At 67.1% G+C, this 23,119-nt stretch carries 24 protein-coding genes; 7 read left to right on the top strand and 17 right to left on the bottom strand.

Translation table 11 applies throughout. The features are described 5' to 3' along the window. Positions 1-84 precede the first annotated feature (84 nt). From FPV16_RS03780 to FPV16_RS03770, 3 genes are all read left to right on the top strand, one after another. Positions 85-831: a TlyA family RNA methyltransferase gene (locus FPV16_RS03780; protein WP_227436196.1), complete on the top strand. Its 747-nt coding sequence runs from the start codon at positions 85-87 to the stop codon at positions 829-831. An 11-nt stretch (positions 832-842) separates the two neighbouring features. Continuing rightward, entirely contained in the window at positions 843-2,108 is a 1,266-nt protein-coding gene (locus tag FPV16_RS03775; protein ID WP_227436195.1) for a class I SAM-dependent RNA methyltransferase, read from the top strand. A 147-nt stretch (positions 2,109-2,255) separates the two neighbouring features. Then, the gene (locus tag FPV16_RS03770) at positions 2,256-2,438 is read left to right on the top strand and encodes a hypothetical protein (protein ID WP_227436194.1); all 183 of its coding nucleotides are present in this window, start codon (positions 2,256-2,258) and stop codon (positions 2,436-2,438) included. Between the two features lie 45 nt (positions 2,439-2,483). On the opposite strand, the gene FPV16_RS03765 is transcribed toward FPV16_RS03770, so the two are convergent. The 6 genes from FPV16_RS03765 to FPV16_RS03740 form a co-directional block, all read right to left on the bottom strand. Beyond that, entirely contained in the window at positions 2,484-3,245 is a 762-nt protein-coding gene (locus FPV16_RS03765) for an SOS response-associated peptidase (RefSeq protein WP_227436193.1), read from the bottom strand. A gap of 84 nt (positions 3,246-3,329) precedes the next feature. Then, positions 3,330-4,334 carry a magnesium transporter CorA family protein gene (locus FPV16_RS03760; RefSeq protein ID WP_018042441.1) on the bottom strand — a complete coding sequence of 335 codons (1,005 nt, stop codon included), beginning with the start codon at positions 4,332-4,334 and terminating at the stop codon, positions 3,330-3,332. 10 nt (positions 4,335-4,344) lie between these two features. Continuing rightward, positions 4,345-5,211 (bottom strand): SDR family oxidoreductase, encoded by an 867-nt coding sequence (locus FPV16_RS03755; protein WP_227436192.1) that lies wholly within the window; start codon positions 5,209-5,211, stop codon positions 4,345-4,347. A 10-nt stretch (positions 5,212-5,221) separates the two neighbouring features. Then, on the bottom strand, positions 5,222-6,079 hold the full coding sequence (locus FPV16_RS03750) for an SDR family NAD(P)-dependent oxidoreductase (protein ID WP_227436191.1): 858 nt from the start codon (positions 6,077-6,079) through the stop codon (positions 5,222-5,224). Then, on the bottom strand, positions 6,076-6,834 hold the full coding sequence (locus FPV16_RS03745) for an enoyl-CoA hydratase-related protein (RefSeq protein ID WP_227436190.1): 759 nt from the start codon (positions 6,832-6,834) through the stop codon (positions 6,076-6,078). Before FPV16_RS03745 ends, FPV16_RS03750 begins: the two co-directional genes overlap by 4 nt. A gap of 433 nt (positions 6,835-7,267) precedes the next feature. After that, positions 7,268-9,034 (bottom strand): acyl-CoA dehydrogenase, encoded by a 1,767-nt coding sequence (locus tag FPV16_RS03740; RefSeq protein ID WP_227436189.1) that lies wholly within the window; start codon positions 9,032-9,034, stop codon positions 7,268-7,270. 186 nt (positions 9,035-9,220) lie between these two features. On the opposite strand from FPV16_RS03740, the gene FPV16_RS03735 reads away from it, so the two are divergent. Next, complete coding sequence (locus FPV16_RS03735) at positions 9,221-10,213, top strand: L-threonylcarbamoyladenylate synthase (protein WP_227436188.1); 993 nt, start codon at positions 9,221-9,223, stop codon at positions 10,211-10,213. A 193-nt stretch (positions 10,214-10,406) separates the two neighbouring features. On the opposite strand, the gene wrbA is transcribed toward FPV16_RS03735, so the two are convergent. The 8 genes from wrbA to FPV16_RS03695 all read right to left on the bottom strand — a co-directional run bounded on the left by wrbA (position 10,407) and on the right by FPV16_RS03695 (position 19,032). Continuing rightward, positions 10,407-11,006, bottom strand: a complete 600-nt coding sequence (gene wrbA, locus FPV16_RS03730) for an NAD(P)H:quinone oxidoreductase (protein WP_227436187.1) — start codon at positions 11,004-11,006, stop codon at positions 10,407-10,409. Between the two features lie 237 nt (positions 11,007-11,243). Then, a complete protein-coding gene (gene greA, locus FPV16_RS03725; RefSeq protein ID WP_227436186.1) occupies positions 11,244-11,705 on the bottom strand; it encodes a transcription elongation factor GreA in 462 nt (153 codons plus the stop codon). 42 nt (positions 11,706-11,747) lie between these two features. Then, complete coding sequence (locus FPV16_RS03720; RefSeq protein ID WP_227436185.1) at positions 11,748-12,734, bottom strand: MDR family oxidoreductase; 987 nt, start codon at positions 12,732-12,734, stop codon at positions 11,748-11,750. Positions 12,735-12,846: 112 nt separating this feature from the next. Further along, positions 12,847-13,488, bottom strand: coding sequence for a hypothetical protein (locus FPV16_RS03715; RefSeq protein ID WP_227436184.1), 642 nt, complete (start codon positions 13,486-13,488; stop codon positions 12,847-12,849). Between the two features lie 207 nt (positions 13,489-13,695). Further along, entirely contained in the window at positions 13,696-14,721 is a 1,026-nt protein-coding gene (locus FPV16_RS03710; protein ID WP_413629170.1) for a cell wall hydrolase, read from the bottom strand. Between the two features lie 175 nt (positions 14,722-14,896). Then, complete coding sequence (locus FPV16_RS03705; protein WP_227436182.1) at positions 14,897-15,154, bottom strand: hypothetical protein; 258 nt, start codon at positions 15,152-15,154, stop codon at positions 14,897-14,899. Between the two features lie 209 nt (positions 15,155-15,363). Then, complete coding sequence (ppdK, locus tag FPV16_RS03700) at positions 15,364-18,042, bottom strand: pyruvate, phosphate dikinase (RefSeq protein WP_227436181.1); 2,679 nt, start codon at positions 18,040-18,042, stop codon at positions 15,364-15,366. Between the two features lie 348 nt (positions 18,043-18,390). Then, positions 18,391-19,032, bottom strand: coding sequence for a L,D-transpeptidase (locus FPV16_RS03695; protein WP_413629169.1), 642 nt, complete (start codon positions 19,030-19,032; stop codon positions 18,391-18,393). Positions 19,033-19,481: 449 nt separating this feature from the next. Between FPV16_RS03695 and FPV16_RS03690 the strand changes: the two genes are divergently transcribed. Further along, entirely contained in the window at positions 19,482-19,925 is a 444-nt protein-coding gene (locus FPV16_RS03690) for a VOC family protein (protein ID WP_227436179.1), read from the top strand. Positions 19,926-19,935: 10 nt separating this feature from the next. On the opposite strand, the gene FPV16_RS03685 is transcribed toward FPV16_RS03690, so the two are convergent. Then, a complete protein-coding gene (locus FPV16_RS03685; RefSeq protein WP_227436178.1) occupies positions 19,936-20,379 on the bottom strand; it encodes a cyclic nucleotide-binding domain-containing protein in 444 nt (147 codons plus the stop codon). 344 nt (positions 20,380-20,723) lie between these two features. Here FPV16_RS03685 and FPV16_RS03680 point away from each other — a divergent pair, with 344 nt between their 5' ends. Next, positions 20,724-20,918, top strand: a complete 195-nt coding sequence (locus FPV16_RS03680) for a general stress protein (protein ID WP_027172650.1) — start codon at positions 20,724-20,726, stop codon at positions 20,916-20,918. A 172-nt stretch (positions 20,919-21,090) separates the two neighbouring features. Here the strand turns inward: FPV16_RS03680 and FPV16_RS03675 are convergent, their stop codons facing one another. Continuing rightward, entirely contained in the window at positions 21,091-21,333 is a 243-nt protein-coding gene (locus tag FPV16_RS03675; RefSeq protein ID WP_227436175.1) for a hypothetical protein, read from the bottom strand. Positions 21,334-21,884: 551 nt separating this feature from the next. Beyond that, positions 21,885-22,685, bottom strand: a complete 801-nt coding sequence (locus tag FPV16_RS03670) for a response regulator (protein WP_227436173.1) — start codon at positions 22,683-22,685, stop codon at positions 21,885-21,887. A gap of 116 nt (positions 22,686-22,801) precedes the next feature. Here FPV16_RS03670 and FPV16_RS26250 point away from each other — a divergent pair, with 116 nt between their 5' ends. Beyond that, complete coding sequence (locus FPV16_RS26250; RefSeq protein WP_319802215.1) at positions 22,802-23,104, top strand: NepR family anti-sigma factor; 303 nt, start codon at positions 22,802-22,804, stop codon at positions 23,102-23,104. The last annotated feature ends 15 nt before the right edge of the window (positions 23,105-23,119 follow it).

Below are 23,119 nucleotides of genomic sequence, written 5' to 3'. Positions count from 1 at the left end.
ACGGGATGGCCCGCCCGGCCGGGCTTCGATCCGGGGCACGGGACCTTAGGCAAGAGATTATGGGCACGGGATCGTAAGGGTACGATGACGGTGGACCGGGTGAGGGCCGATCGGCTCCTGGTCGAGGGCGGCCATTTCGAGAGTCGGGCGAGGGCCCAGGCGGCGATCGAGGCGGGCCTCGTCACCGCCGACGACCGCCCCGTGACCCGCGCCTCCGACAGGCTCGACCCTCGGGCGCGGATCGTGGCGAGCGCGCCCCATCCCTTCGTCTCGCGGGGCGGGCTGAAGCTGCAGGCCGCGCTGACGGCGTTCGGCTTTGATCCGGCCGGTCTCGTCTGCCTCGATGTGGGGGCGTCCACCGGCGGCTTCACCGATGTCCTGCTGAAAGCCGGGGCCGGGCATGTCTATGCCGTCGATGTCGGACGCGACCAGCTTCATGCCTCCCTGCGCGGCGATCCCCGCGTGACCAGCCTCGAGGGCCGGGACGTGCGCGGCCTCGACGCGGTGGCGATCCCCCGCGCGCCGTCCCTGGTTGCGATCGATGTCAGCTTCATCGCCCTTCGCCTTGTCCTGCCCGCAATCGTGCCGCTCATGGCCCCCGGTGCGGCCCTTGCGGCACTGATCAAGCCGCAGTTCGAGGCGGGGCGCGACCGGGTCGGGCGCGGCGGCATCGTGCGCGACGAAGCCGTGCACCAGGCGGTCTGCGAGGAAGTGACGAGCCTCGTCGCCGATCTCGGCCTGTCGGTCCTCGGCCTCATCCCCTCCCCTGTCGCCGGTGGCGACGGCAATCGCGAGTTCCTCATCGGGGCACGCTCCCAGGTGCGCCCATGACGGACACGACCATGACCGAACAACACAACCTTCGCACCGTCGAGATCGCGCGCCTCGGGCAGCGCGGCGACGGCATGGCGACGGACGGCACCATCGTGCCCTATGCCCTGCCCGGCGAGCGCGTCTCGATTCGCAGCGACGGGGCACGGGTTTCCCTCGTCGCGGTGGAGACGCCCTCCCCGGACAGGATCGACCCGTTCTGCGGCTATTTCGGCACCTGCGGCGGCTGTGCGGTCCAGCATCTCGCGCCCGAGCCCTACGCCGCCTGGAAGCGGGGCAACCTCGCGCAGGGACTGGCCCAGGCCGGAATCGACGTGCCGTGCGAGCCTGCCCGCGATGCCCATGGATCGGGCCGCCGCCGACTCACGCTCCATGTGCGCGAGATCGAGGGCAAGGGCGTCGCCGGGTTGATGGAGGCGCGCAGCCACGCCCTCGTGGCCATCGACCATTGCCCGATCACCGTCGAGCAGCTCCACCGGGCGCCGGCCGTCGCGCGGGCGCTGAGCGCTCCCCTCGGCCATGGCCGCAAGCCCCTCGACGTCGCCTTCACCGCCACCGAAGCCGGTCTCGACGTGGACCTGCGCGGGCACGGCCCGGTGAGCGAGGGCCTGCGCGCCACGCTGGTGCGGCTCGCGGGCGAACTCGACCTCGCGCGCCTGTCCCTGCACGGCGACATCGTGGTGGAGCGCCGCGCGCCCGCGATCACCACCGGCGAGACCCGCCTCGTACCGCCGCCGGGGGGCTTCCTGCAGGCGACGGAAGCGGGCGAGGCGATGCTCGCCGAGCTCGTGGTCTCCGCCCTCGACAAGCGCGTGAAGCGCGTCGTCGACCTGTTCTCTGGGGCCGGCCCGTTCACCCTCGCCATGGCCCGCACGCGGGATGTCCATGCGGTGGAGGGCGAGGCGGCGGCGATCGCCAGCCTCGACCGGGCGTTTCGTGCCACGCGCGGCCTGCGCCGGGTCACGAGCGAGACCCGCGACCTCTTCCGCCGGCCGCTCCTGCCCATCGAACTCGAGACCTTCGACGCCGTGGTGTTCGATCCGCCGCGCGCCGGAGCCCAGGCCCAGGCCAAGCGCATCGCGGAGTCAAAGGTGCCCCTGGTCATCGGCGTCGCCTGCGACATCGGCTCGTTCGCCCGCGACGCGGCGACCCTGATCGAAGGCGGCTATCGCCTGGAACGGGTCGTCCCCGTCGATCAGTTCAAATATTCGAGCCATCTCGAAATGGTGGGTGTGTTCCGCAAGGATGTCGCCAAGCGCAGGCCCTCGCTGCGGTAGGAGCCGGATTCCATCTGTCGTACGGCCCCTACGTTTTTGGGTCGCAGTGCGCTGCAGCACGCCGCAGGGCTTCGCGCGGTCATGGCAGCCGCGCTCGAAATCCCATGGCCGGCATACCTCGTCATGGCCATGTTGGGGACAAGCCAAATGTCACCCCATTCAGGAACCCTCGTCGTGGACGTTTTCACCGCCAAGCTGCTGGTTTCCGCAGCCATCGTCACGGCCGTCGCCGGTTTCTCCCTGCTGACCGCCGGCTGGGCCCTCCTCGACGTCTACAACGATTTTCGTCGCGGAGCCGAAGAGCGCTCCTCGTCCCGCCCCCAATCCTGAGCGCCCAACCCTGACCGTCCAACCCTGACCGTCTTCGCCCCTTGATCAGAACAGCGTCCCTTGAGCGTCCTCGTCGCTGGATAACGGGCGCTCCTCCGGCGGAATCGCCGAAACCCTCTCTGGTCTGGGCCGGCCGATCGGGATTGCGAGGTCCGCGCCTTCATTGCGCGCATCGTTGACCCGCGCGCCCACCACATCGAGGGTCAGCCATTCGTCCGGGCACGGCCGGCACAACGCGACCGCATCCCCCGGTCCCGTGCCGAGATGGTCGAGCCAGGGTTCGATGGCCTCCGGCGGCAGGATGGCCGGCATCCGGTCGTGGATCGCCGCCATGGTGCCGTTGGCGCCCGTGGTGACGATGGCGGCGGTGTCGATCTCGGACCCGTCGGCCCCGAGCCAGTTCTCCCACACGCCCGCCAGGGCCATCGGCGCCCCGTCCGCCCGGCGGATCATGTAGGGCGTGCGCGTCATGGCCTTGCCGGTTCCCTCCCGGCGCCATTCGTAGAACCCGTCGGCGAGGAAGACGCAGCGGCGGTGGCGGATGGCCCCCCGGAACGTCGCCTTCTCCTGCACCGTCTCGACGCGCGCGTTGATGATGAGCGGAAAGCCCTTGGGGTCCTTCAGCCAGCCCGGCAGGAAACCCCAGCGCATGAGACGGAAATGCCGCTCCCCGCGCTCCGCCAGCACGATCGGCACCGGCTGGGTCGGGGCCACGTTGTAGCGGGCCGGGAAATTCGGCTGCTCGGGATAGCCGTAGAACGACCGGAAGACGTTCGGATCCTGCTGGATGAGGAAACGGCCGCACATGTGGTTACCTTAGCCAGCCGTCCGTTGCAGGACGGCCCGAGGAGCGGTTCCGAGGGTCAGGGGACGCACGAGATCCATCCTGCCCTACAGCCATTTCTTCCAGCGGAAGAACACATACGGCAGCACGGCGGCCACCACCATCATCACCACGGCCATGGGATAGCCGAAGGTCCAATCGAGCTCGGGCATTGCCTTGAAGTTCATGCCGTAGATCGAGGCGATGAGCGTCGGCGGCATGAACACCACCGCCATGACCGAGAACAGCTTGATGATGTTGTTCTGCTCGAGGTTCACGAGGCCCAGCGTCGCGTCGAGGAGGAACTGGATCTTGGACGAGAGGAAGGTCGCGTGCTCCTCCAGCGATTGCAGATCGCGCAGGGTCGAGCGCACGTCCTCGCGCAACTCCCGCGGCGCCTTGGTGGTGCGATAGGTCGCCGAGAGCGAGAGCAGGATGCGCTCCATCGAGACCAGGCTCTCGCGCTGCTTCGAGATCAGGTCGCCCAGGCGTCCGAGCGCCCGCAGCGTGTCCTGCAGGGCGGTGTTGCGGGCGGACGGGTCCGCCTTCTCCTCGAAGATCTTGCCCGAGAGCCGGTCGATCCGCTCGCCCTGGAGCTGGAGCACGTCCGCCGCCCGGTCGATCACAGTCTCGATCAGCCCGGCGAGGATCGTCTCGCCCGAGGGCGCGGCCGATGGGCCGTTGCCGGTGGAGCGCCCCGCCCGCTGGGTGTACATGCGGAAGGCCTGGGGCTCCTCGTAGCGCACCGTCACCAGGCGGTTGCCGCGCAGGATGAAGGTGATGCCGGCCAGCCCCGGTTCGTCCGCGTCGCTGACCTTGCTCAGCACCCGGCCGGTCATGTAGCGCGCCCCGTCCTCTACGTAGAGGAGTTCGGACGGCTCGATGTCCTTCATCTCCTCGCGGGTGGGCACCGAGATGCCCATGAAGGCCTCGACCTTGAGATCCTCCTCCCGCGTCGGGCGGATCATGTCGAGCCAGACGGTCTCGTCGGGAATGGGGTCCTGCAGTTCGAGGGGACGGCGGTCGAGCAGGATGTGCCCGGGGCCGGCGATCGGCTGATGGATGAAGATCACGCTTTACGTCTCAGGCGAGGGCCCCGGAAGGCGGTGTGTTCGCATCCGGCACGAAGAAGTCCGGCGCAAGGGGTATGCCGGGTGTGACGCGGTATTGTGTGAAGTCCGTGACACCCTGTTCGGCGAGGAAGCTATCGTCGATGAGGAAGCGACCGGTGATGTCGCGGGACGGTTTCAGGAACAGGGCATGGGCGGCGTCGGCGATGATCTCCGGCGTCCGGCTCGCCTGGATCAGCGCCTCGCCGCCGAGGAGGTTCCGCACCGCCGCCGTGGCGATGGTGGTGCGCGGCCACAGGGCGTTCACCGCGATGCCCTGGCGACGCAGCTCGCCGGCAAGCCCGAGGACGCAGAGGGACATGCCGAACTTGGCCATCGAGTAGGCGAGATGCGGGGCGAACCACTTCTCCGCCATGTCGAGGGGCGGCGACAGCATCAGGATATGCGGGTTCTGCGCCTTCTCGAGATACGGGATCGCGTATTTCGAGACCATGTAAGTTCCGCGCGTGTTGATCTGGTGCATCAGGTCGAAGCGCTTCATTTCCGTCTGCGGTGTGCGGGTGAGCGAGATCGCGCTCGCGTTGTTCACCACGATGTCGATGCCGCCGAAGGTCTCCGCCGTCCGCGCGATGGCCGAGGCGACGCCGTCCTCGTCGCGCACGTCGACGAGGAGCGGCAGGGCGCGGCCGCCCGCCGCCTCGATGGCGGCCGCCGCCGTGTGGATCGTGCCGTCGAGCTTCGGGTGCGGTGTGTCGGTCTTGGCGGCGATGGCAACGTTGGCCCCGTCGCGGGCGGCGCGCAGGCCGATGGCGAGGCCGATGCCGCGCGAGGCGCCGGTGATGAAGAGGGTCTTGCCCTTCAGGGACGTCGAATCCGTCATGGCCGTCTCCTCACGATCCGAGATGAAAACGCGGCGGCGTCGTGCCGTCGGCGTCGGTGAAGCCGTATTCGGCGGCAAGATCGCCCGCGTGCAGGATGCGCCCGGCTCGGGCATGGACATCGGGATCGGCGGCCAGGGCCGCCAGCGCCCGTCCGGCATAAAGCGGGCTCTCGGTCGCCCGATCGGCGTGGCCGTTGTCCTGCGCCCGCTCCGTGAGGACGAAACCGGGCGAGAGGCCGAGCGCGGTGACCCCATGAGGGGCGAGCTCCTGGGCGCAGGCGAAGGCGAGGCGGTTGGTGTTGGCCTTGGCGAGATCGTAGAACACATCGCCGAGGTAGCCGGTCTCGGTGTCGAACGAGACGAAGGCGATGAGGCCGCGTTTCGCCGAGACCATCGCCGGCGCGACGGCCCTGGCGAGGAGCAGTGCCGGATAAGGACCGGTCTCGACGAATTGCGAATAGGTCTCAGCGGAGCGGCGCCAGAACGGCGTGCCCCATTCGACTCCGTCGGCGTAGCGCTCGCCGTCGAACCCTTCGTTGCCGCCCCAGACGCTGGAGACCGCGACGTCGATCCGGCCGAAACGCCGCAGCACCCAGTGGACGAGCCTGTCCACCGCCCGTTCGCTGGTGTGGTCGCAGAGGTAGTGATGGCCCTCGCCCCCGGCGGCATCGACCTCGCGGGCGGTGTCCTCGATGGTCTCGGACCTGCCCTCGGTGCGCGGCCCCGTCTCGCTCGACCGGGCGGTGACGATGACGGTTGCTCCGGCCTCCCCCAGCCCGCGGGCGATGCCGCGGCCGACGCCGCGTGAGGCGCCGGCGACGAGGCAGATCGTCCGGCTCAGATCCGGGACGGAGGCGCGCCCGCTCATGAGGCCTTTGACTTGCCGAGGAAGCGCGCGAAGGCTTCCTGCGCCTCGGGCGCACGCAGCCGCGCCTCGAAGGCCACGGCCTCCGCTTCGAGCGCCGCCTCGACTTCGGCCTGATTGCCGCGAATGAGCCTGCGGGTCGCGGCGACCGCGCCGGGGGGAAGCGCGGCGAGGCGCGCCGCCTGGGCCAGGGCGTGATCGAGCAGGAGGTCGCTCGGCGCGATGGCGTTGACGAGGCCGAGACGCAGGGCTTCCTCCGCATCGAACGGTTGCGACAGCAAGAGGAGTTCGGTGGCCTTCAGGATCCCGACCCGGCGCGGCAGCAGGTAGGACGATGCCGCTTCCGGGACGAGGCCGAGTTCCACGAACGGCATCCTGAACCGCGCCGCCGGGCTCGCATAGACGAGATCGCAATGCAGCGTCAGCGTCGTGCCGATCCCCACGGCGATCCCGTCCACCGCCGCCACCATCGGTGTCGTCGTCCGGGCCAATTGGCGGATGAAGTGAAGGGCCGGCGCCTCGGTGAAGGGTGTTCGCGCGCCGGCGACGAAATCGGCGATGTCGTTGCCGGCGCTGAACGCGCCCGGCGCCCCGGCAAAGACGACCGCCCCGATGGCGTCGGAGGAATCCGCCTGCGCGAGCGCGTCGCGCATGGCATCGTACATGGCGCCGGTGAGCGCGTTCTTCTTCTCCGGCCGGTCGAGACGGATGAGACGGACGCCCTCCGGTGTGTCGTGGATCACGATGTGCTCGGTCATGTCTGTCCCCGCTTTCCGCGCGCCCGCCCCTTCCCCGTTAAGGCAGGGGTATCGCTTGTGACCTCCATCTCGAACGGAGGAGAGAGCCCCCTTCTCCCCGCAGGCGGGGAGAGGATCGCGGACACCTTGCTGTGTCCGCGATGAGCGAGAGGCGGAGCCGAAGCGAAGGTGAGGGGGTGATTCCGGATGAGACTCTTTCGGGTCCGCCCCCTCACCGTCGGCTGCCGCCTCGCCGCGTCGACGACAAGGTCGTCGCGGCCCTCTCCCCGCAAGCGGGGCGAGGGGATGCGTAACCCGTCGCTCCGCTTGAAGCATCCTCCCCTTTCACCTCCAAGTGCTCCCTCTAAACCCAAGTCGGGCCTTCCCGAGTTGGGCGCCTGGGATGAGAAGCACGGGTAAGCCCTAGATCCGTGGGGAGGAGCGCCCAGCGCGCTCACCCCGCCAAAGCCAGCATACCGTCCTGCGTGAACCCGCCGCCGTCGACGACGCTCTGTTCCAGCCCGCCCGCCGCCGTGAGGAGGTTCTCGGCGAAGAACCGCGCCAGCGCGATGCGGGCGCCATGGGCCGGATCGGTCTCGCCGACCCGCAGGGCGGCGTTCGAGGCCAGAGCCGCGCGGGCGAGGCAGGTCGCTCCCTGCGCGAGGCCGAACAGGCGCAGATACGGCGTCGCTCCCGCTTGCGCCTCCTCCGGCCGGTTCGAGGCTAGCGCCTTGAGGAGGAAGCTCGTCGCCCGGTCGAGGCTTTCGATTCCGGCGCGCAGGCGCGGCCCGAGATGGCCGAAGGCCGGTGTCGCGTCCTTCTGCACGGCTTCCACGACCCGACGCATCGCGGCGAGCTGCGCCCGCACCGTCGCCCCGCCGTTCAGCGGCAGCTTGCGCGCCATGAGGTCGATAGCCTGAATGCCGTTGGTGCCCTCGTAGATGGCGAGGATGCGCGCGTCGCGCATGTGTTGGGCGGCGCCCGTCTCCTCCACGAAGCCCATGCCGCCATGGACCTGGACGCCCAGCGACGTCACCTCGTTGGCGATGTCGGTGGAGAAGGCCTTGGCCACGGGGGTCAGCAGCGACGCCCGGTCGAGCCCGGCCCTGCCCTCGGCCCCGCGCGCCGCGTCGAGGGCTTGCGCCGTGAGGTAGCAGATGCCGCGCGCCGCCGCCGTATAGGCCTTCATCGTCAGCAGCATGCGCTGCACGTCGGCATGTTCGACGATGGGGCTGACGGGATCGGCGGAGCCCGCCGCCTTGCCCTGGCGCCGGTCGCGGGCATAGGCCAGCGCCTGCTGGTAGGAGCGCTCCGCCACCCCGACGCCCTGCAGTCCGACATTGAGACGGGCGGAGTTCATCATCGTGAACATGCAGGCAAGGCCGCGGTTCTCCTCGCCGATGAGCCAGCCCGTGGCGCCGCCCTGGTCGCCGAAGGCCATGGAGCAGGTCGGCGAGCCGTGGATACCGAGCTTGTGCTCCAGGCCGGAGCAGCGCAGGTCGTTATGGCTGCCGTCTGGGAGGATCTTCGGCACCAGGAACAGGGAGATGCCGCGCGTGCCGGCCGGCGCATCCTTCAGCCGGGCCAGGACGAGGTGGACGATGTTGTCGGTCAGGTCGTGCTCACCGTAGGTGATGTAGATCTTTGAGCCGACGATCCGGTAGGTGCCGTCGCCGGCGGGCTCCGCCCGGCTGCGCAGCAGCGACAGGTCCGAGCCCGCCTGCGGCTCGGTGAGGTTCATCGTGGCGGTCCATTCGCCGGAGACGAGCTTTTCGAGGTAGCGCGCCTTCAGGTCGTCGGAGCCGTGTTTCGACAGCGCCTCGATCCCGCCGGCGGTGAGCAGAGGGCACAGGGCGAAGCTGATGCTGCCGGCATTCCACATCTCGCTGCAGGCCGCGTTCAGCAGGAGGGGTAGGCCCTGGCCGCCGTGACCGGTCTCGGCGCTGAGACCGTTCCAACCGCCCTCGATCCAGGTGCGATAGGCTTCGCGCCAGCCCGGTGACGTGGTCACCGCGCCGTCGGCGAGACGGGCGCCGTGGCGGTCCCCCACCGGGTTGAGCGGCGCGATCACCGCATCCGCCACCCGGCCCGCCTCCTGCAGGATCGCGTCGGCATCCTCCATCGTCAGGTCGCCATGGGCGCCTGAGGCGATGGCGGCGTCGAGCCCCGCCACGTGGCGCAAGGCGAAGCTGATGTCGGCAACCGGCGTGCGATAGGTCATGGATGCTCCTCCCGCGTCGTCTTGAGCGACGCTTACCCTGAGTTTGACGCGCGCGCCGACCCGGCGATACGGCCCGTCGCGCCATGTGCCCCCAGGCATAGGCAAGACGGGTTCGCGGGGATAGGCAGTCCCCGTCGCGGATGCGGCACCGAGCCCGACGCCCTTCAGGCAGGGGATAGTTTAGATATGAACGATCTCGGGTCAATCCCCGGCAAGACGCTGAGGCTGGACACGGACGAGGCTGGAATCGCGCGCTCCGCGCAAGTGTTGCGGAGCGGTGGGCTCGTCGCCTTTCCAACGGAGACGGTCTACGGGCTTGGCGCCGATGCCTCCGAGGCCGAAGCCGTCGCGCGGATCTATGCCGCCAAAGAGCGGCCGAGCTTCAACCCGCTGATCGCCCATGTGCCCGCTCTCGACGCCGCCCGGCGCGAGGGCGTCTTTGATGGGATCGCCCTGCGCCTCGCGGAGGCGTTCTGGCCCGGTCCGCTGACGCTCGTCGTCCCGGTGGCGTCGGGCGGAACCGTCAGCGACCTGGCGCGGGCCGGGCTCCCTAGCGTGGCCCTGCGCGTCCCGGCCAATCCCGTCGCCCTGTCCCTGCTCCGAAAAGTCGGGCGGCCGGTGGCGGCGCCCTCCGCCAATCGATCGGGCCGTGTGAGCCCGACTTGTGCCGAACACGTCCTCGCCGATCTCGATGGCCGCATCGCCGCGATACTCGATGGAGGAAGCACTCAGGTCGGCCTGGAATCGACGGTCATCGCCTGTCTCGACGGTCGCGCACACCTGTTGCGGCCCGGCGGCGTGACGCGGGAGGCGCTCGAGGCGGTTCTGGGATTTTCCCTCGACGCCGGTCACGAGGCTGGCGCGGCCCCGATCGGTCCCGGCCTCCTCGCTTCGCATTACGCGCCGAGAGCGACCGTGCGCCTGGACGCGTCACGGGTCGAGCCGCACGAAGCGGTCCTGCTCTTCGGCCCCGTGGACCCGCCGGGAACGGATACGGCGACGGCGCGCCTGAATCTGAGTGCGGCCGGCGACCTGCGGGAGGCGGCCGCCGGCCTGTTCTCGGCGTTGCGCCGTCTGGACGAGGCCGGGACCGGGATCATCGCCGTCGCTCCGATCCCTCGGACGGGGCTCGGCGATGCGATCAACGACCGGCTTCGCCGGGCCGCGGCACCCCGCTGAAATTTTCTTTGCGAGTTCGTGGAACCCACCCGGGACGAGCACGTTTCCCAGTCACGAAGGTCGGTTCAGCCCCCAAATGACCTTCCTCCTTTCAAGGCTCGGATTTATCCGAGCCTTTTTTCTTGGGTGCCCATCATTAGCTGACGGAAAGGTCCCGCGTGATGCGCGGGACTTAACACGTGGTCAGGCGAGCTCAGCCGGCGAGTTTGGCGGCGATGCCGGCCACGTGCCTGCCCTGGTAGCGGGCGCCATCGAGCTCGATGCCGGCCGGCTGGCGGCTTCCATCGCCATCGGCGATCGTGGAGGCGCCATAGGGCGTGCCGCCCTTCACCTGCTCGACCCCGTTCTGCCCGGCGAAGGAGTAGGGCAGCCCGACGACGACCATGCCGTGATGGAACAGCACGGTGTGGAAGCTCGTGAGCGTCATCTCCTGTCCGCCATGCTGGGAGGCGGTGGAGGTGAAGACCGAACCGACCTTGCCGATCAGCTTGCCCTGGGCCCAGAGACCGCCGGTCTGGTCGATGAACTGCTTCATCTGGGCGGCCATGTTGCCGTAGCGTGTGGGCGTACCGAAGATGATCGCGTCGTAATCGGCGAGTTCGTCCACGGTGGCGATGGGCGCCTGCTGGTCGAGCTTGTAGTGAGACTGCTTGGCGACCTCGTCGGGGACGAGTTCCGGTACGCGCTTCACGCTGACTTCGGCCCCGGCCTCGCGGGCGCCCTCGGCGACGGCATGCGCCATCTGCTCCACATGTCCCCAGGACGAGTAGTAGAGAACCAGAACCTTCGCCATCGTACTCACTCCATCGATGAAAGCCGGAACGCGACCCAATGCGGGGCGATATATCGGCCCGCGCAACGTGCCCGGAAGTGGATTGGTTCGGGAAAGCAGCCGTACGCTCTACAAGGGCCGTCGCGGCGTTTGCGAAGAACGGGAGCCCGCCGATCGCAAGCCGCGCGGCCGGCGGCTGTCGTCGTGCCCGACGCGTTATCGATCAGGCGGCCGGGATGAAAGCCGGCCGCGCGTCGATCAGGCGATCGACTCGATCTCGACCTCGTGCCCGTTCACTTCGACAGTGTCGCCGACGCTCTTGCCGGTGAGCGCCTTGGCCATCGGCGACACGTAGGAGATCGACCCTTTCGCAGGATCGGCTTCGTCCTCGCCGACGATGCGGAACGTCTGCTTGCTGTCGTCCTCTTTGACGAGCGAGACGGTCGAGCCGAAATGCACGGTGTCGCCGCTCATGGGCTCGACCAGTTCGGCGGAGCCGAGACGGGCGGTCCAGTAGGCCAGATCGCGGGTGACACGGGCTTCGTCGGCCTTGGCCCCCGGCGTCAGCGCGGAGAACTCCGACTGCAGACGCGCCACCTCGGCCTCCATCTGGGCAAGACCCTGGGGCGTGACGAAATTGGGGTGGGGCGAGATCGGACGATCGGGAAGATCTTCGAAGGCTTCGCCGCCCTCACGCTCTTTGACGAATGCACTGCTCATGGAAACGGCAATGCTCCGGGACTGAAACGGTTCCGCTTTCCTTCAGCCGACGGTGACGACGGTGCGGCCCCGAATCCGTCCCGCGAGGATGTCGTCCGCGAGCGCCCCGACTTCCGAGAGAGGCACGGTGCTCGTCATTCTGGCAAGGAGGTCCCGATCGAGATCCCTCGCAAGCCTCGCCCAGGCTTCCTTGCGCTTGGGCAGGGGCGTGGTGACGCTGTTGATGCCGAACAGGGTGACGCCACGCAGGATGAAGGGCGCCACCGATGTCGGAAGGTCCATGCCGCCGGCCAATCCGCAGGCCGCGATGGCCCCGTCGGCCTTGGTGGCGGCAAGCAGATTGGCGAGGGTGGTCGAGCCCACCGCATCGATTCCGGCCGCCCAGCGCTCCTTCGCCAAAGGTTTGCCGGGATTGGCGAGTTCGGCCCGGTCCAGGATCTCGGATGCGCCGAGGGATGTGAGGTAATCCGCTTCACCGGCGCGGCCGGTGACGGCGATGACGTGCCATCCGGCTTTTGCGAGAAGCGCCACCGCCACCGATCCGACCCCGCCGGAGGCGCCCGTCACGATGGCAGATCCATCGGAGGGTTTGAGGCCGTGGGCATCGAGGGCCATGAGACAGAGCATGGCGGTGTAGCCGGCGGTGCCGACCGCCATCGCCTCTTCGGGGGTCAGCCCGTCCGGCAGTGGCACGAGCCAATCGCCCCTTACCCGCGCACGCTCGGCGTAGGCGCCGAGATGGCTCTCGCCCACGCCCCAGCCCGTGAGCACCACGGCATCGCCGGGCTTGTAGTCCGGATGCTCGGAGCTCTCGACGATGCCGGAGAAATCGATGCCGGGGATCATGGGAAAGCGGCGCACCACGGGCGAGCGCCCGGTCATCGCCAATCCGTCCTTGTAATTGAGGGTCGAGTGCGTGACCCGGACGGTGACGTCGCCGTCCATCAGGTCCGCTTCGTCGAAATCGGTGAAGCGGAGGACCTGGCCCGCCTCGCCCTTCTCGACCACCCATGCCTTGAACGTCGCCATGTCCGTCGGTCTCCTCACGCCTGGGTGATGACCTGTGGCGGGGCCGGCGTGAATCAAGCCGGCCCCGGGCGCGGATGCACCCGGGGCCGGGGAGGTATCGCCTCGCGGTCGATCAGTAGCCTTCGTAGATACTGCCGGTGGAGAAGCCGAGGCCGACTCCGATATCGGCCGAACTGGCTCCGGTGATGCCGAAGGCGTCGGGGATCGAGCCGATGAGCGGAGCGCGGTGGGAGCCGCCATAGCCGGGACCGCCATAAACTGGGCCGCCGAAACCTGAGCCGCCAAAACCTGAACCGCCATGGGTCGGCACCCAGCCGGACCGGCCGCGCGAGACCAGGACCGAGCGCTGAACGCTGGCGTATTCGGCGGGGATCGTCTCGGGGATGGTCTGGCCGGGCTGAGCCAGGATCCGGCGATGGCGCACGGCGAAACGCGGCGGGATGTCGACCCAGCAGCCGATCATCTCGCCATAGGCATCCCGCCGGGTCTGCCAGACGCGACCGCCGGGCGACACCTGGACCTGCTCGGAGACGGTCTCGTAGACCGGAGGAATCGAGCGGTAGACGGTGCGGGCGGGGCGGACGAGTACGCGCTCCGACACGGTGTCGTAGACGGGAGGCGTCGTGACATGCCGGTAGCATTCGGCGCCGCCGCAGCCTCCGGCCTGAGCCGATGTCGCGAGAATCGATGCACCGAGCAGGGCGCCGGCAAGGGCGGAGACGGATAACGTGAAATGGGTGACCGGCGCGGTCATGCTCGAATCCTCGACACTGAAATGCGATGTGATTGGCGCACGCCTGACGTTGGCGTGCACCCTTCGACGCATTAGAGGCGGTCAAGTTGCGCTCGGAGCAAGCTCTATCGCAGATCAGGGTAAAATTAACCCTGGCTTAAGACTACGCAATTTTCATTCTGCTTAAGTAAAGCGCCTGCGTTCGATTCATGGCCCGTTAAACCGGTCTCAGGTCTGGCCGCGCTTCAGCTGGTAGAAGATGTGACGGCCGATCACGTCCATCTTCTTCAGGCGCCGGGACCAGCCCGGCTTCACGTAATCGGCGTGGTAATGCGTGGCGCCTCCGACCTCGCTGAGATAGGTGCGGCCTTCGATCACCGCGCTGGCGATGCGGGTGGCGCTCTGCCAGGAGGGACCGTCGGTGATGCGCAGGGACTTGCCCTCGCAGGCAAAGGAGAACTGGCAGCCCATGTAGCGGTGGCGGTTCTGATAGACGACGCCGCAGACATTCGACGGGTAGAGACCGCTTTTCACGCGGTTGAGCACGACTTGGGCGACGGCCGCCTGGCCGTCCTCGGGCTCGCTCCGGGCTTCGAAATAGACCGCTTCGGCGAGGCAGCGCTGCTCGCGGTCGATGGAATCGGGGACGATCAGGTCGGCATAGCGGTGCCGGGCGTCCTCGGGGACGATCTCGGCGATGCCGGCGCCGAGATCCTTTCGCGGCGAGAAGCCGGGGATCATCAGGCTCGCCGCCGCGACTTCGATCGGGGTGGCATCCGCCGGGGCCGGTGTCGTGGACGACAGGGCGATGGCGCGCGGAATGGCGGGTGTGGCGCCGTCCGAGGGCTCGTCGGTCTCTTCTTCGCTGGCCATCTCGTGCGGTGGCGTGAAACCCGAAGCCGGTTCCAGGCCGGGCGACCAGATCGCGGATCCGGGGACCAGAAGGCCGGTATCGGCGCTGGAAAGGCCGACCTTGACGACGGGCGCCTTCAGGTCCTGGCCGGCGCCTGCCTCATGGTTCGGATAGAGCCGCTCCGTCGCCTTCGCATCGACCCTGCGACGAACCCCCGGTGTATCGTGGGGGAGCCGCAAGGCGATCCGCGCTCCGCCCTGCCCCGTCAGGCCCGACGCGGAAGGATCGGTTCCGGCGCTCGCCGTGAAGGAGACGACGACGCCAAGGGCAAGGGTCCATGGCACCATGGAGGCGCGAAACCAGGGCCGTTGGCAGGGGCGGCGAACGCGTTTCGTACTCACGACCAAACAACCCGGTTAGGGACCTGGCCTCGCTGGTCACGCGCAGGGCTGACCAGAAGGGATGATCCAAACTATCGGGCGTTATGGTTGCGAGTGTCTTAAGACGATGCGCGTGGTCGCGTCTCGCGAAGACCTCAACCGGTCCCACGAAGACGGACTGACGTATCGCAGGCGATCAGAGGTTGCCGGGTCGACCGTGTGTCACCGCCAGGGCGCCCACGAGAGCATTGACGCTGGAGCGTCCCTTGGTCTCGGCAATGCGCTCCGCATCGGCACTGCTCTGTGTCGCGACCGCAAAGACGAGAAGAGCGATGGTCGCAAGACCGCCGAGCGCCGAGACGACCCAGAAATAGGCCTGCTGAACGACCCGTGGCACGGGCACGGCATGCGAGGTTTCGGAGAGGAATACAGGAGGTTGGCTCGAGTCGCTCATGGTCGGCGTTCCCGCGCGTTCAATGCCATCCCACCCAGCCGGGAGCGTCGTCGCGCTTTGGTCTGGCACTAGCACTCAACGTGCCGAAGCGACATCGGTTCAAGGGGTTTCCGGAGAATTATTCAACAACATTTCCAGTGGCGCCGCGTCACGAAAAAGGGCGGCCACTGGCCGCCCTTTCAGGTCTTCAAAGTCTGGAGGTCAGGCACCTAGCCGTTGGTCTTGTCCCGCATCGCGAGCGCCGCCTGAGCCGCGGCGAGACGCGCGATCGGCACGCGGTAGGGCGAGCACGACACATAATCGAGCCCGACCTCCTGGCAGAAGTGGATCGAGGCCGGATCACCGCCATGCTCGCCGCAGATGCCGAGCTTGATGTCGGGGCGGACCGCCCTGCCCCGCTCGACGCCGATGCGGACCAACTCGCCCACGCCTTCCTGATCGATCGAGATGAACGGATCAGCGGAGAGGATGCCCTTCTGGGTATAGGCCCCGAGGAACGTCGCGGCATCGTCACGGGAGATGCCGAGGGCGGTCTGCGTCAGGTCGTTGGTGCCGAAGGAAAAGAACTCGGCGGTCTTTGCGATGTCGCCGGCGCGCAGGGCCGCGCGCGGCAGTTCGATCATGGTGCCGACCTGATAGGACAGCGTCGCACCGGTCTCCTCGGTGACGGCCTTCGCCATGGCGTCGATGCGCGCCTTGACGATGTCGAACTCCATCTGGGTGAAGACCAGCGGCACCATGATCTCGGCGGTGACGGGGGCATCCGTCTCCTTGGCGGCCTGGACGGCGGCCTCGAAGATGGCGCGGGCCTGCATCTCGGCGATCTCGGGGAAGGCGATGGCGAGGCGGCAGCCGCGGAAGCCGAGCATCGGGTTGAACTCGTGCAGCTCGGTCATCCGGCGGCGGAGCTTCTCCTCGGACACGCCGGTGCTCTTGGCGACATCCTGCACTTCCGCATCGGTATGGGGCAGGAACTCGTGCAGGGGCGGATCGAGCAGGCGGATCGTCACCGGCAGACCGGACATGATCGTGAACAGCTCGACGAAGTCCTGGCGCTGATAGGGCAGGATCTTGGCCAGGGCCGAGCGGCGGCCCTCGACGTCGTCGGCGAGGATCATCTCGCGGACGGCGACGATCCGGTCCCCTTCGAAGAACATGTGCTCGGTGCGGCAGAGGCCGATCCCCTCGGCTCCGAAATTGCGGGCGGCGCGGGCGTCGGTGGGCGTGTCGGCATTGGTGCGCACCTTCATGGTGCGGACCTTGTCGGCCCAGCCCATCAGGGTCGCGAATTCGCCGGAGAGCGAGGGCTCCAGCATCTTCACTTCGCCGAGGAGCACCTGGCCGGTGGAGCCGTCGATGGTGATCTTGTCGCCGGCCTTCAGGGTCGTGCCCGCCACCGTGAGGGTGCCGGCCTTGTAGTCGACGCGGATCGTGCCGACGCCCGAGACGCAGGGCTTGCCCATGCCGCGGGCGACCACGGCGGCGTGCGAGGTCATGCCGCCGCGGGTGGTGAGGATGCCCTCGGAGGCGTGCATCCCGTGGATGTCCTCGGGGCTCGTCTCGATCCGCACAAGAATACACTTGCGCTCGGCCTTGCGGGCGGCCTCGGCATCCTCGGAATTGAACACGATCTCGCCCGTGGCCGCACCCGGCGAGGCCGGCAGGCCGGAGGCGATGATCTTGCGCTCGGCTTTCGGGTCGATGGTGGGGTGGAGGAGCTGGTCGAGGGCGGCGGGCTCGACCCGGCCGATCGCCTCCTCCTCGGTGATCAGGCCTTCGGCGGCGAGATCCACGGCGATGCGCAGAGCCGCCTTGGCGGTGCGCTTGCCGTTGCGGGTCTGGAGCATCCAGAGCTTGCCGCTCTCGATGGTGAACTCCATGTCCTGCATGTCACGGTAATGGGTCTCGAGCAGGCCGTAGATCCGCACCAGCTCGGCGTAGGATTCGGGCATCGCCCGCTCCATCGACGGCTTGTCGGACTTGGCCTCGATCCGCGCCTTCTCGGTGATGTCCTGCGGCGTGCGGATACCCGCCACCACGTCCTCGCCCTGGGCGTTGATCAGGAACTCGCCGTAGAGCGCCCGCTCGCCGGTGGAGGGGTTGCGGGTGAAGGCGACGCCGGTGGCCGAGGTGTCGCCCATGTTGCCGAACACCATGGCCTGGACGTTGACCGCCGTGCCCCAGCTCTCGGGAATGCTGTTGAGCTCGCGGTATTTCTTCGCGCGCGGGATCATCCAGGAGCTGAACACCGCGCCGATGGCGCCCCAGAGCTGGTCTTCCGCGTTCTGCGGGAAGTCCGAGCCGTGCTCGTCGCGGACGATCTTCTTGTAGAGCCCGATCATGTGCTTCCAGTCCTCGGCACCGAGTTCGGTGTCGAGATTGAAGCCCTTGGTCTCCTTGTAATGCTCCAGCGCCTCCTCGAAGGCGTGGTGCTCCACATCGAGGACCACGTTCGAATACATGGTGATGAAACGGCGATAGGAATCGTAGGCGAAGCGCGGATCGCCGGCGCCCTCGGCCAGGGCCTCGACGGTGGTGTCGTTGAGACCGAGGTTCAGCACCGTGTCCATCATGCCCGGCATGGAGGCGCGGGCACCGGAACGGACGGAGACGAGGAGCGGGTTCTTGGGATCGCCGAAGCCGCGCCCGGTGAGCGCGCCGACCGCATCGAGGGCGGTCTGGACCTCGGCCTTCAGCTCCGCCGGGTACTGGCGACCGTTGTCGTAGTACCAGGTGCAGACTTCGGTGGTGATGGTGAAGCCCGGAGGGACTGGGAGTCCGAGATTGGACATCTCGGCAAGGTTCGCGCCCTTACCTCCGAGGAGGTTGCGCATGGAGGACTGACCCTCCGCCTTGCCGTCGCCGAACGAGTAGACCCACTTCGCCATCGTCATTGATCCGCTTGCAACACTTCGGGATATCATACCCCTAGATGCCGCGTTGGACCATTGCATGCTGCAACGCAAGATGAACGGCCGTTCGAGGCACGTTGCTTGTAACGAGAGCCCCGGTTTGTCATACCCGGACGTGACAAATATGCATCACCCAAGCGGGGGGATGGACTGCAAGCCCGGACGAACCTCCGGTCCAGGCGTCGCGGATCACCCCGACGAGAGGGCGCCGGACGGTTCCGCCGGAGCGTGAGCCATCATCGCTCCCGGCGGACCTCGCCCGAGGATCGAGATGCGATGTCAGCGGGGCCTTGACACATTGATGCCGCGGCCTCGGTCCTCGTCTCAGACCCGATACTTGCCGTTGCGCCTGACCAGCACCCGCGTGCCGACGGGAACGCGCTCGAACAGGTCGACGATGTCTTCGTTCAGCATGCGCACGCAGCCGGACGACATCTGCTCGCCGATGCTCCACGGCTCGTTGGTGCCGTGGATGCGGAACAGGATGTCCCGGTTGTTCTGGTAGAGATAGAGCGCGCGCGCGCCCAGCGGATTGTCGACGCCGCCCTTGCGGGTCCGCGGCAGGTCGGGGTTGAGGGAGACCATCGTGGTGGTGGGGCTCCAGTCCGGCCACACGCCCTTGCGGCCGACCTTGGCCTCGCCCTTCCAGGAAAAGCCGAGCTTGCCGACGCCGATGCCGTACTGACGGGCTGTCCCGTCCTCCTGCACCAGGGCGAGCTGGCGGTTGTCGATGTCGACGACGATGGTGCCCGGCTGCTCCGCGCCGGTGTAGCGCACGACCTGGCGGCGATACTTCGGATCCAGCCGCGACGTGTCCACCAGGGGCACGTCGTAGGGCTTGTCGGGCATCGAGCCGGTATACCAAGCCGCCTCGTCGTCCTGTGCGACCGTCATCGGGCCACGGGAATTGCACGCGGCCAATGGAGCGATGACGAGCAGGCTGAGAAGGACGCGGCGAATAGGCATCGAGGGCTCCACGAAAGTGGTCGTCGGGCGGATCATTGCCCTCATGACTACCGTTCGATGGCCTCTGATGTTGTGTCTTTCACGTCGCAGCATGAGGGAACCTGCCCATCCTGCCGGATTCACGAGAGGTCGTGGTCGTAGTCAGCCCGGTCGGATCGACTGATCTTGCGCGTTCAGCACGCCAACGCTGCGCCATCGGCCCTCGCGCTCGCCCGGCGTCCCGGCGGCGCGCAGCCTGACCAGGGACAACGTCGCTCCGGGCCCCGGCCCCAGGGTGAGCCCCGACGATGATCTCGGCGAGACCGCCCATAATGCAACTTGAGATCATAAAGATAATCTCAGGTCTGTATTCCGCCGAGGATGGTTCGACGTCGCGTTGCTCCCTCAGGCCGCAGGAGGCATGGTGGCGGGTACGCGGCTCGGCCGCCGGAAACCAAGGCGCAGGGGCGATGGCCGATACTGAGACGCTCACGGTCGCGCAGATCGAAGAACCCCTCGCCGATCTCGGGCCGGCGATTCATCTCGACCATTGCGTGATCCATGTCTCGGATTGGGAGCGCTCCACCGCTTTCTATCGCGACGTGCTCGGGGCCGAGGTGATCCCCCGTGGGAAGGGTGTCGCGTACCGGTTCGGCGGCGTGCAATTGAACGTCCATGGCCCGGGCCTGTCGCCGACGCCCCTGGCCGAACGGCCGGTGATGCCCGGCGGAAGCGATCTCTGCTTTCGCTGGTCGGGCTCCATCGACGACGCGGTGGCGCATCTGGCGGCGCAGGGCGTTCCGATCGAACTCGGCCCCGTCGAGCGTAACGGGGCGGCCGGCACGGGGATCAGCGTCTATTTTCGCGATCCGGACGGGTCGTTGATGGAGTTCATCACCTACCCGACGGAATGACGGTTCCGATTCAGGCGCGGCGTTCCGCCAGCTGCTGATTCGTATGTTCGAGTCGAAGCGCGAGTTCGCGCATGACCGCGATGCTGATCTGCGGGAACTGAGCCAGGAGCTCGAGGAAGACGGTCCGATCGATGCGGAGTGCCATGACGGGGGTCTCGGCCTGGACGGTGGCCGAGCGCGGCTGATCGGCCAGGATGCCCATCTCGCCGACGAGGGCATTCGGCCCGAGAAGCGCCAGCCGGAACGGGCCGAACGATCCATCGATGGTCACGGCCGCCGAGCCTTCCAGGAGAAGGTAGGCGGCATCCGCCACATCGCCGCGGGCGAAGAGCTGCTGGCCGGCCTCGAAATGAACCCGGTCACTGGTGAAGGCGAGGAGCTTTAGGCGCGACGGCTCGACACCGCGAAACAACGGCACCTGTCGTAGCGAAGAGACCTCCGTGTCGAGGGTCATGATGCTTGGACCATTCTGAGCGCTCCGCTCGCAGACGCCGACCGCCGGGCGCCTTTACGTCCCGCGCATCCATGCGGTTTGCCCATCCATTGTCCAGCCCTGCCCCATCCTCGCGCATACCTCCGCATCACCAGGATCGCCGGGGCGGTCCGGCACCTCCGATCCACAGGAGCGACCAGCCGGCTTTCCAATCCGTTTTTTCCCGCGCCGAGGCACGCGACGACAGTGATGGACGGTGCCTGGCCAGATGGAGGCGGCCATTTGTCTTCGGCAACGCCGGCCGAGGAACCATCGATATTGGCGAAGGTTGTTCTGTCAGAGAACCACATGCTGAGGAGGCGCTGATGGCATCAGGAAATTCTACCTCAAAGCGAGGTTTTGCATCGATGGATCTGGAGCGGCAACGCGAGATCGCGAGCAAGGGTGGACGGAGCGTTCCCGCGGAAAAGCGTTCATTTTCCCAGGATCGCGAACTCGCCTCGTCGGCCGGTCGCAAAGGTGGTCAGTCGACCACTCCCGGGCGCCACGGCGAAGACTAAAGCCTGGATCGATATCGAGATGAGGCGCGTGCCGTTTGCCGGTGCGCGCCTTTCTCGTTGAGGGCGATCTACGGCGATCTGGTCCCTTTTTCCGACAATGACTTTCCGCAGCAAAAAACCCTTCGTTTTCGCGAAGGGTTTTTTGCTGTGCACGACGGAGGGAGGAGCGTGTTCAGGCGATGCAACGCCCCGGGATCATGCGGCGCGCTTCGGGGCCTGCCAGCGAACTGATCGCTCCCTCGCAGCCATCTCGCATTGTCCGGCGTGGCTTGAGCACGGGCTTGTCCGTCAGCGCTGAATTCTGATCGGACGCCATCGCAGGCACCCGGCGCTCGACGGCGAGCGCCGTCGAGATCCTGATTGTCGTGCCCTCGGCTTTGTTGAGACCGGACGGGGCGAGGATGATCGCAGGCATGACGCTCACGGGCGCTTGCTGCGTAACCGCGCTCGGGGGCGACCGGAGATCCGCTTCGCGCTGCAGGAGGGGATGCACGAGCATCGTCAAGAGGGCTGCAGGTCCACCGACACTCAGGATCAAACCGGACCGAAGCATTGTCGTAATCTCCAAACGGAGCTTGACAGGATGCCGGACAACGAAACGAGCTGGTCACGAGTTCCTCGACTGGTCTAAAAACTTTATGACTAGTGAACGAGACGCTCTTTGTTGCGAAAAATTTTCGGTTGATGGCGAGCCGTTCGCTGCCGCGCGTGGCATAAAAATCACGTCAATCCACAAAATGAAGAGCGGTGCATTTTTCGGAACCGTGTGGCATCCGGCTCGTTGTCAGATCACCCGGCCGCCTGGTCCTCCCCCGCATTCCCCTTGTGCATTGGCCGGAAACTTTTTTACGGGCCGGACCCTGTCCGGCCCGTTTTTTCATGCCCGGACGAGGCAAATCTCCATAAGAAAAGCCCCGGTCCGAGACCGGGGCTTTTTGCTTCGTTCGCGTTGTGACGCTGTGTGCGTCAGGCCGTCTTCTCGCGCCGACGGGCGCTCTGCTGGAAGAACAGCGCCTGGCTGATCACGGCCGACACGTTGGCGGGCTGGAACGGCTTGGCGATGAGGAAGGCCGGCTCCGGACGTTCTCCGGTGAGGAACCGCTCGGGATAGGCGGTGATGAAGATCACCGGAACCTCGAAAGTCTTCAGTAGATCGTTGACCGCGTCGAGACCGGACGAGCCGTCGGCGAGCTGGATGTCGGCCAGGATCAGGCCGGGACGCGAACCTTCCGACGCGATCTTGATCGCCTCGGTGCGAGTGCGCGCCACGCCGATGACGTTGTGACCGAGGCCTTCCACAAGGGCTTCGAGGTCCATGGCGATCAGCGGCTCGTCCTCGATGATGAGGATTTCCGTCGCCATGTCGGCCGCCAGCTCCCGACCCGCTTCGTCGACGAGGTCACGCACCTGGCTGACGTCGACCTCGAGGATCACGGCGGCATCTTCCTCGGAGAAACCTTCGAGGCAGGACAGCAGGAAGGCCTGGCGCGGCAACGGCGTGATCTGGCCGAGACGCACTTCGGCCGGCAGATCATGCTGAACATGATCGCTCTGGCCATTCACCGAAAGGGAGTTCCAGATGCGCGTGTAGACGCGGAACAGGTCGGCCTTGACGTTGGTGCTGCGCCCCAGCGTATCGGGCTCGTTCACAAGCGTTTCCAGGGTGGCGGCCACATAGGCATCGCCGGCGACCTGGCTGCCGGTCAGCGCCCGCGCGTAGCGGCGCAGGTACGGCAGATGTTGCACGACGAGTTGAGCTGTCGACATTAGATCCCCTTAGGCTCTGCCGTTCTTTGTGATCGCCACCGCCACAACGCGGATCGATGGGCTGTGTTCCGCTAAGCCCGGAACCGATTGTATGGCGCTGCGTTGCAGGTGCAGCCATGACTTATGTCAAGCCGCAAAACAATCGCGGCGATGCCACCACGTGGCATCAAGGGGATAACCGAATGGACGATGACGAGACGGACCGCATCTCCGCAACGGAGACGCGATCGGAGCAGGAACATGAACCGAAGCCAGAAGGTCTCGATTCCCACCGCCTGAGTGATCTCACTCAAAAACGGATCGGTCTGCATCTCCGAGCCATGTACGACACCATCGTTCAACAACCGGTTCCGGACCGCTTCCGCGATCTGATCGCCCGAATGGACGAATCCTCCAATCAAACCCGCGATGAAGCGTGAGTTACCCCATGTATG

Origin of the sequence: Methylobacterium sp. W2 (genome assembly GCF_020662345.1) — a bacterium.
Lineage (GTDB): Bacteria > Pseudomonadota > Alphaproteobacteria > Rhizobiales > Beijerinckiaceae > Methylobacterium.
The sequence above is the reverse complement of the archived record's forward strand: the minus strand, read 5'-3'. Positions and strand labels throughout refer to the sequence as shown.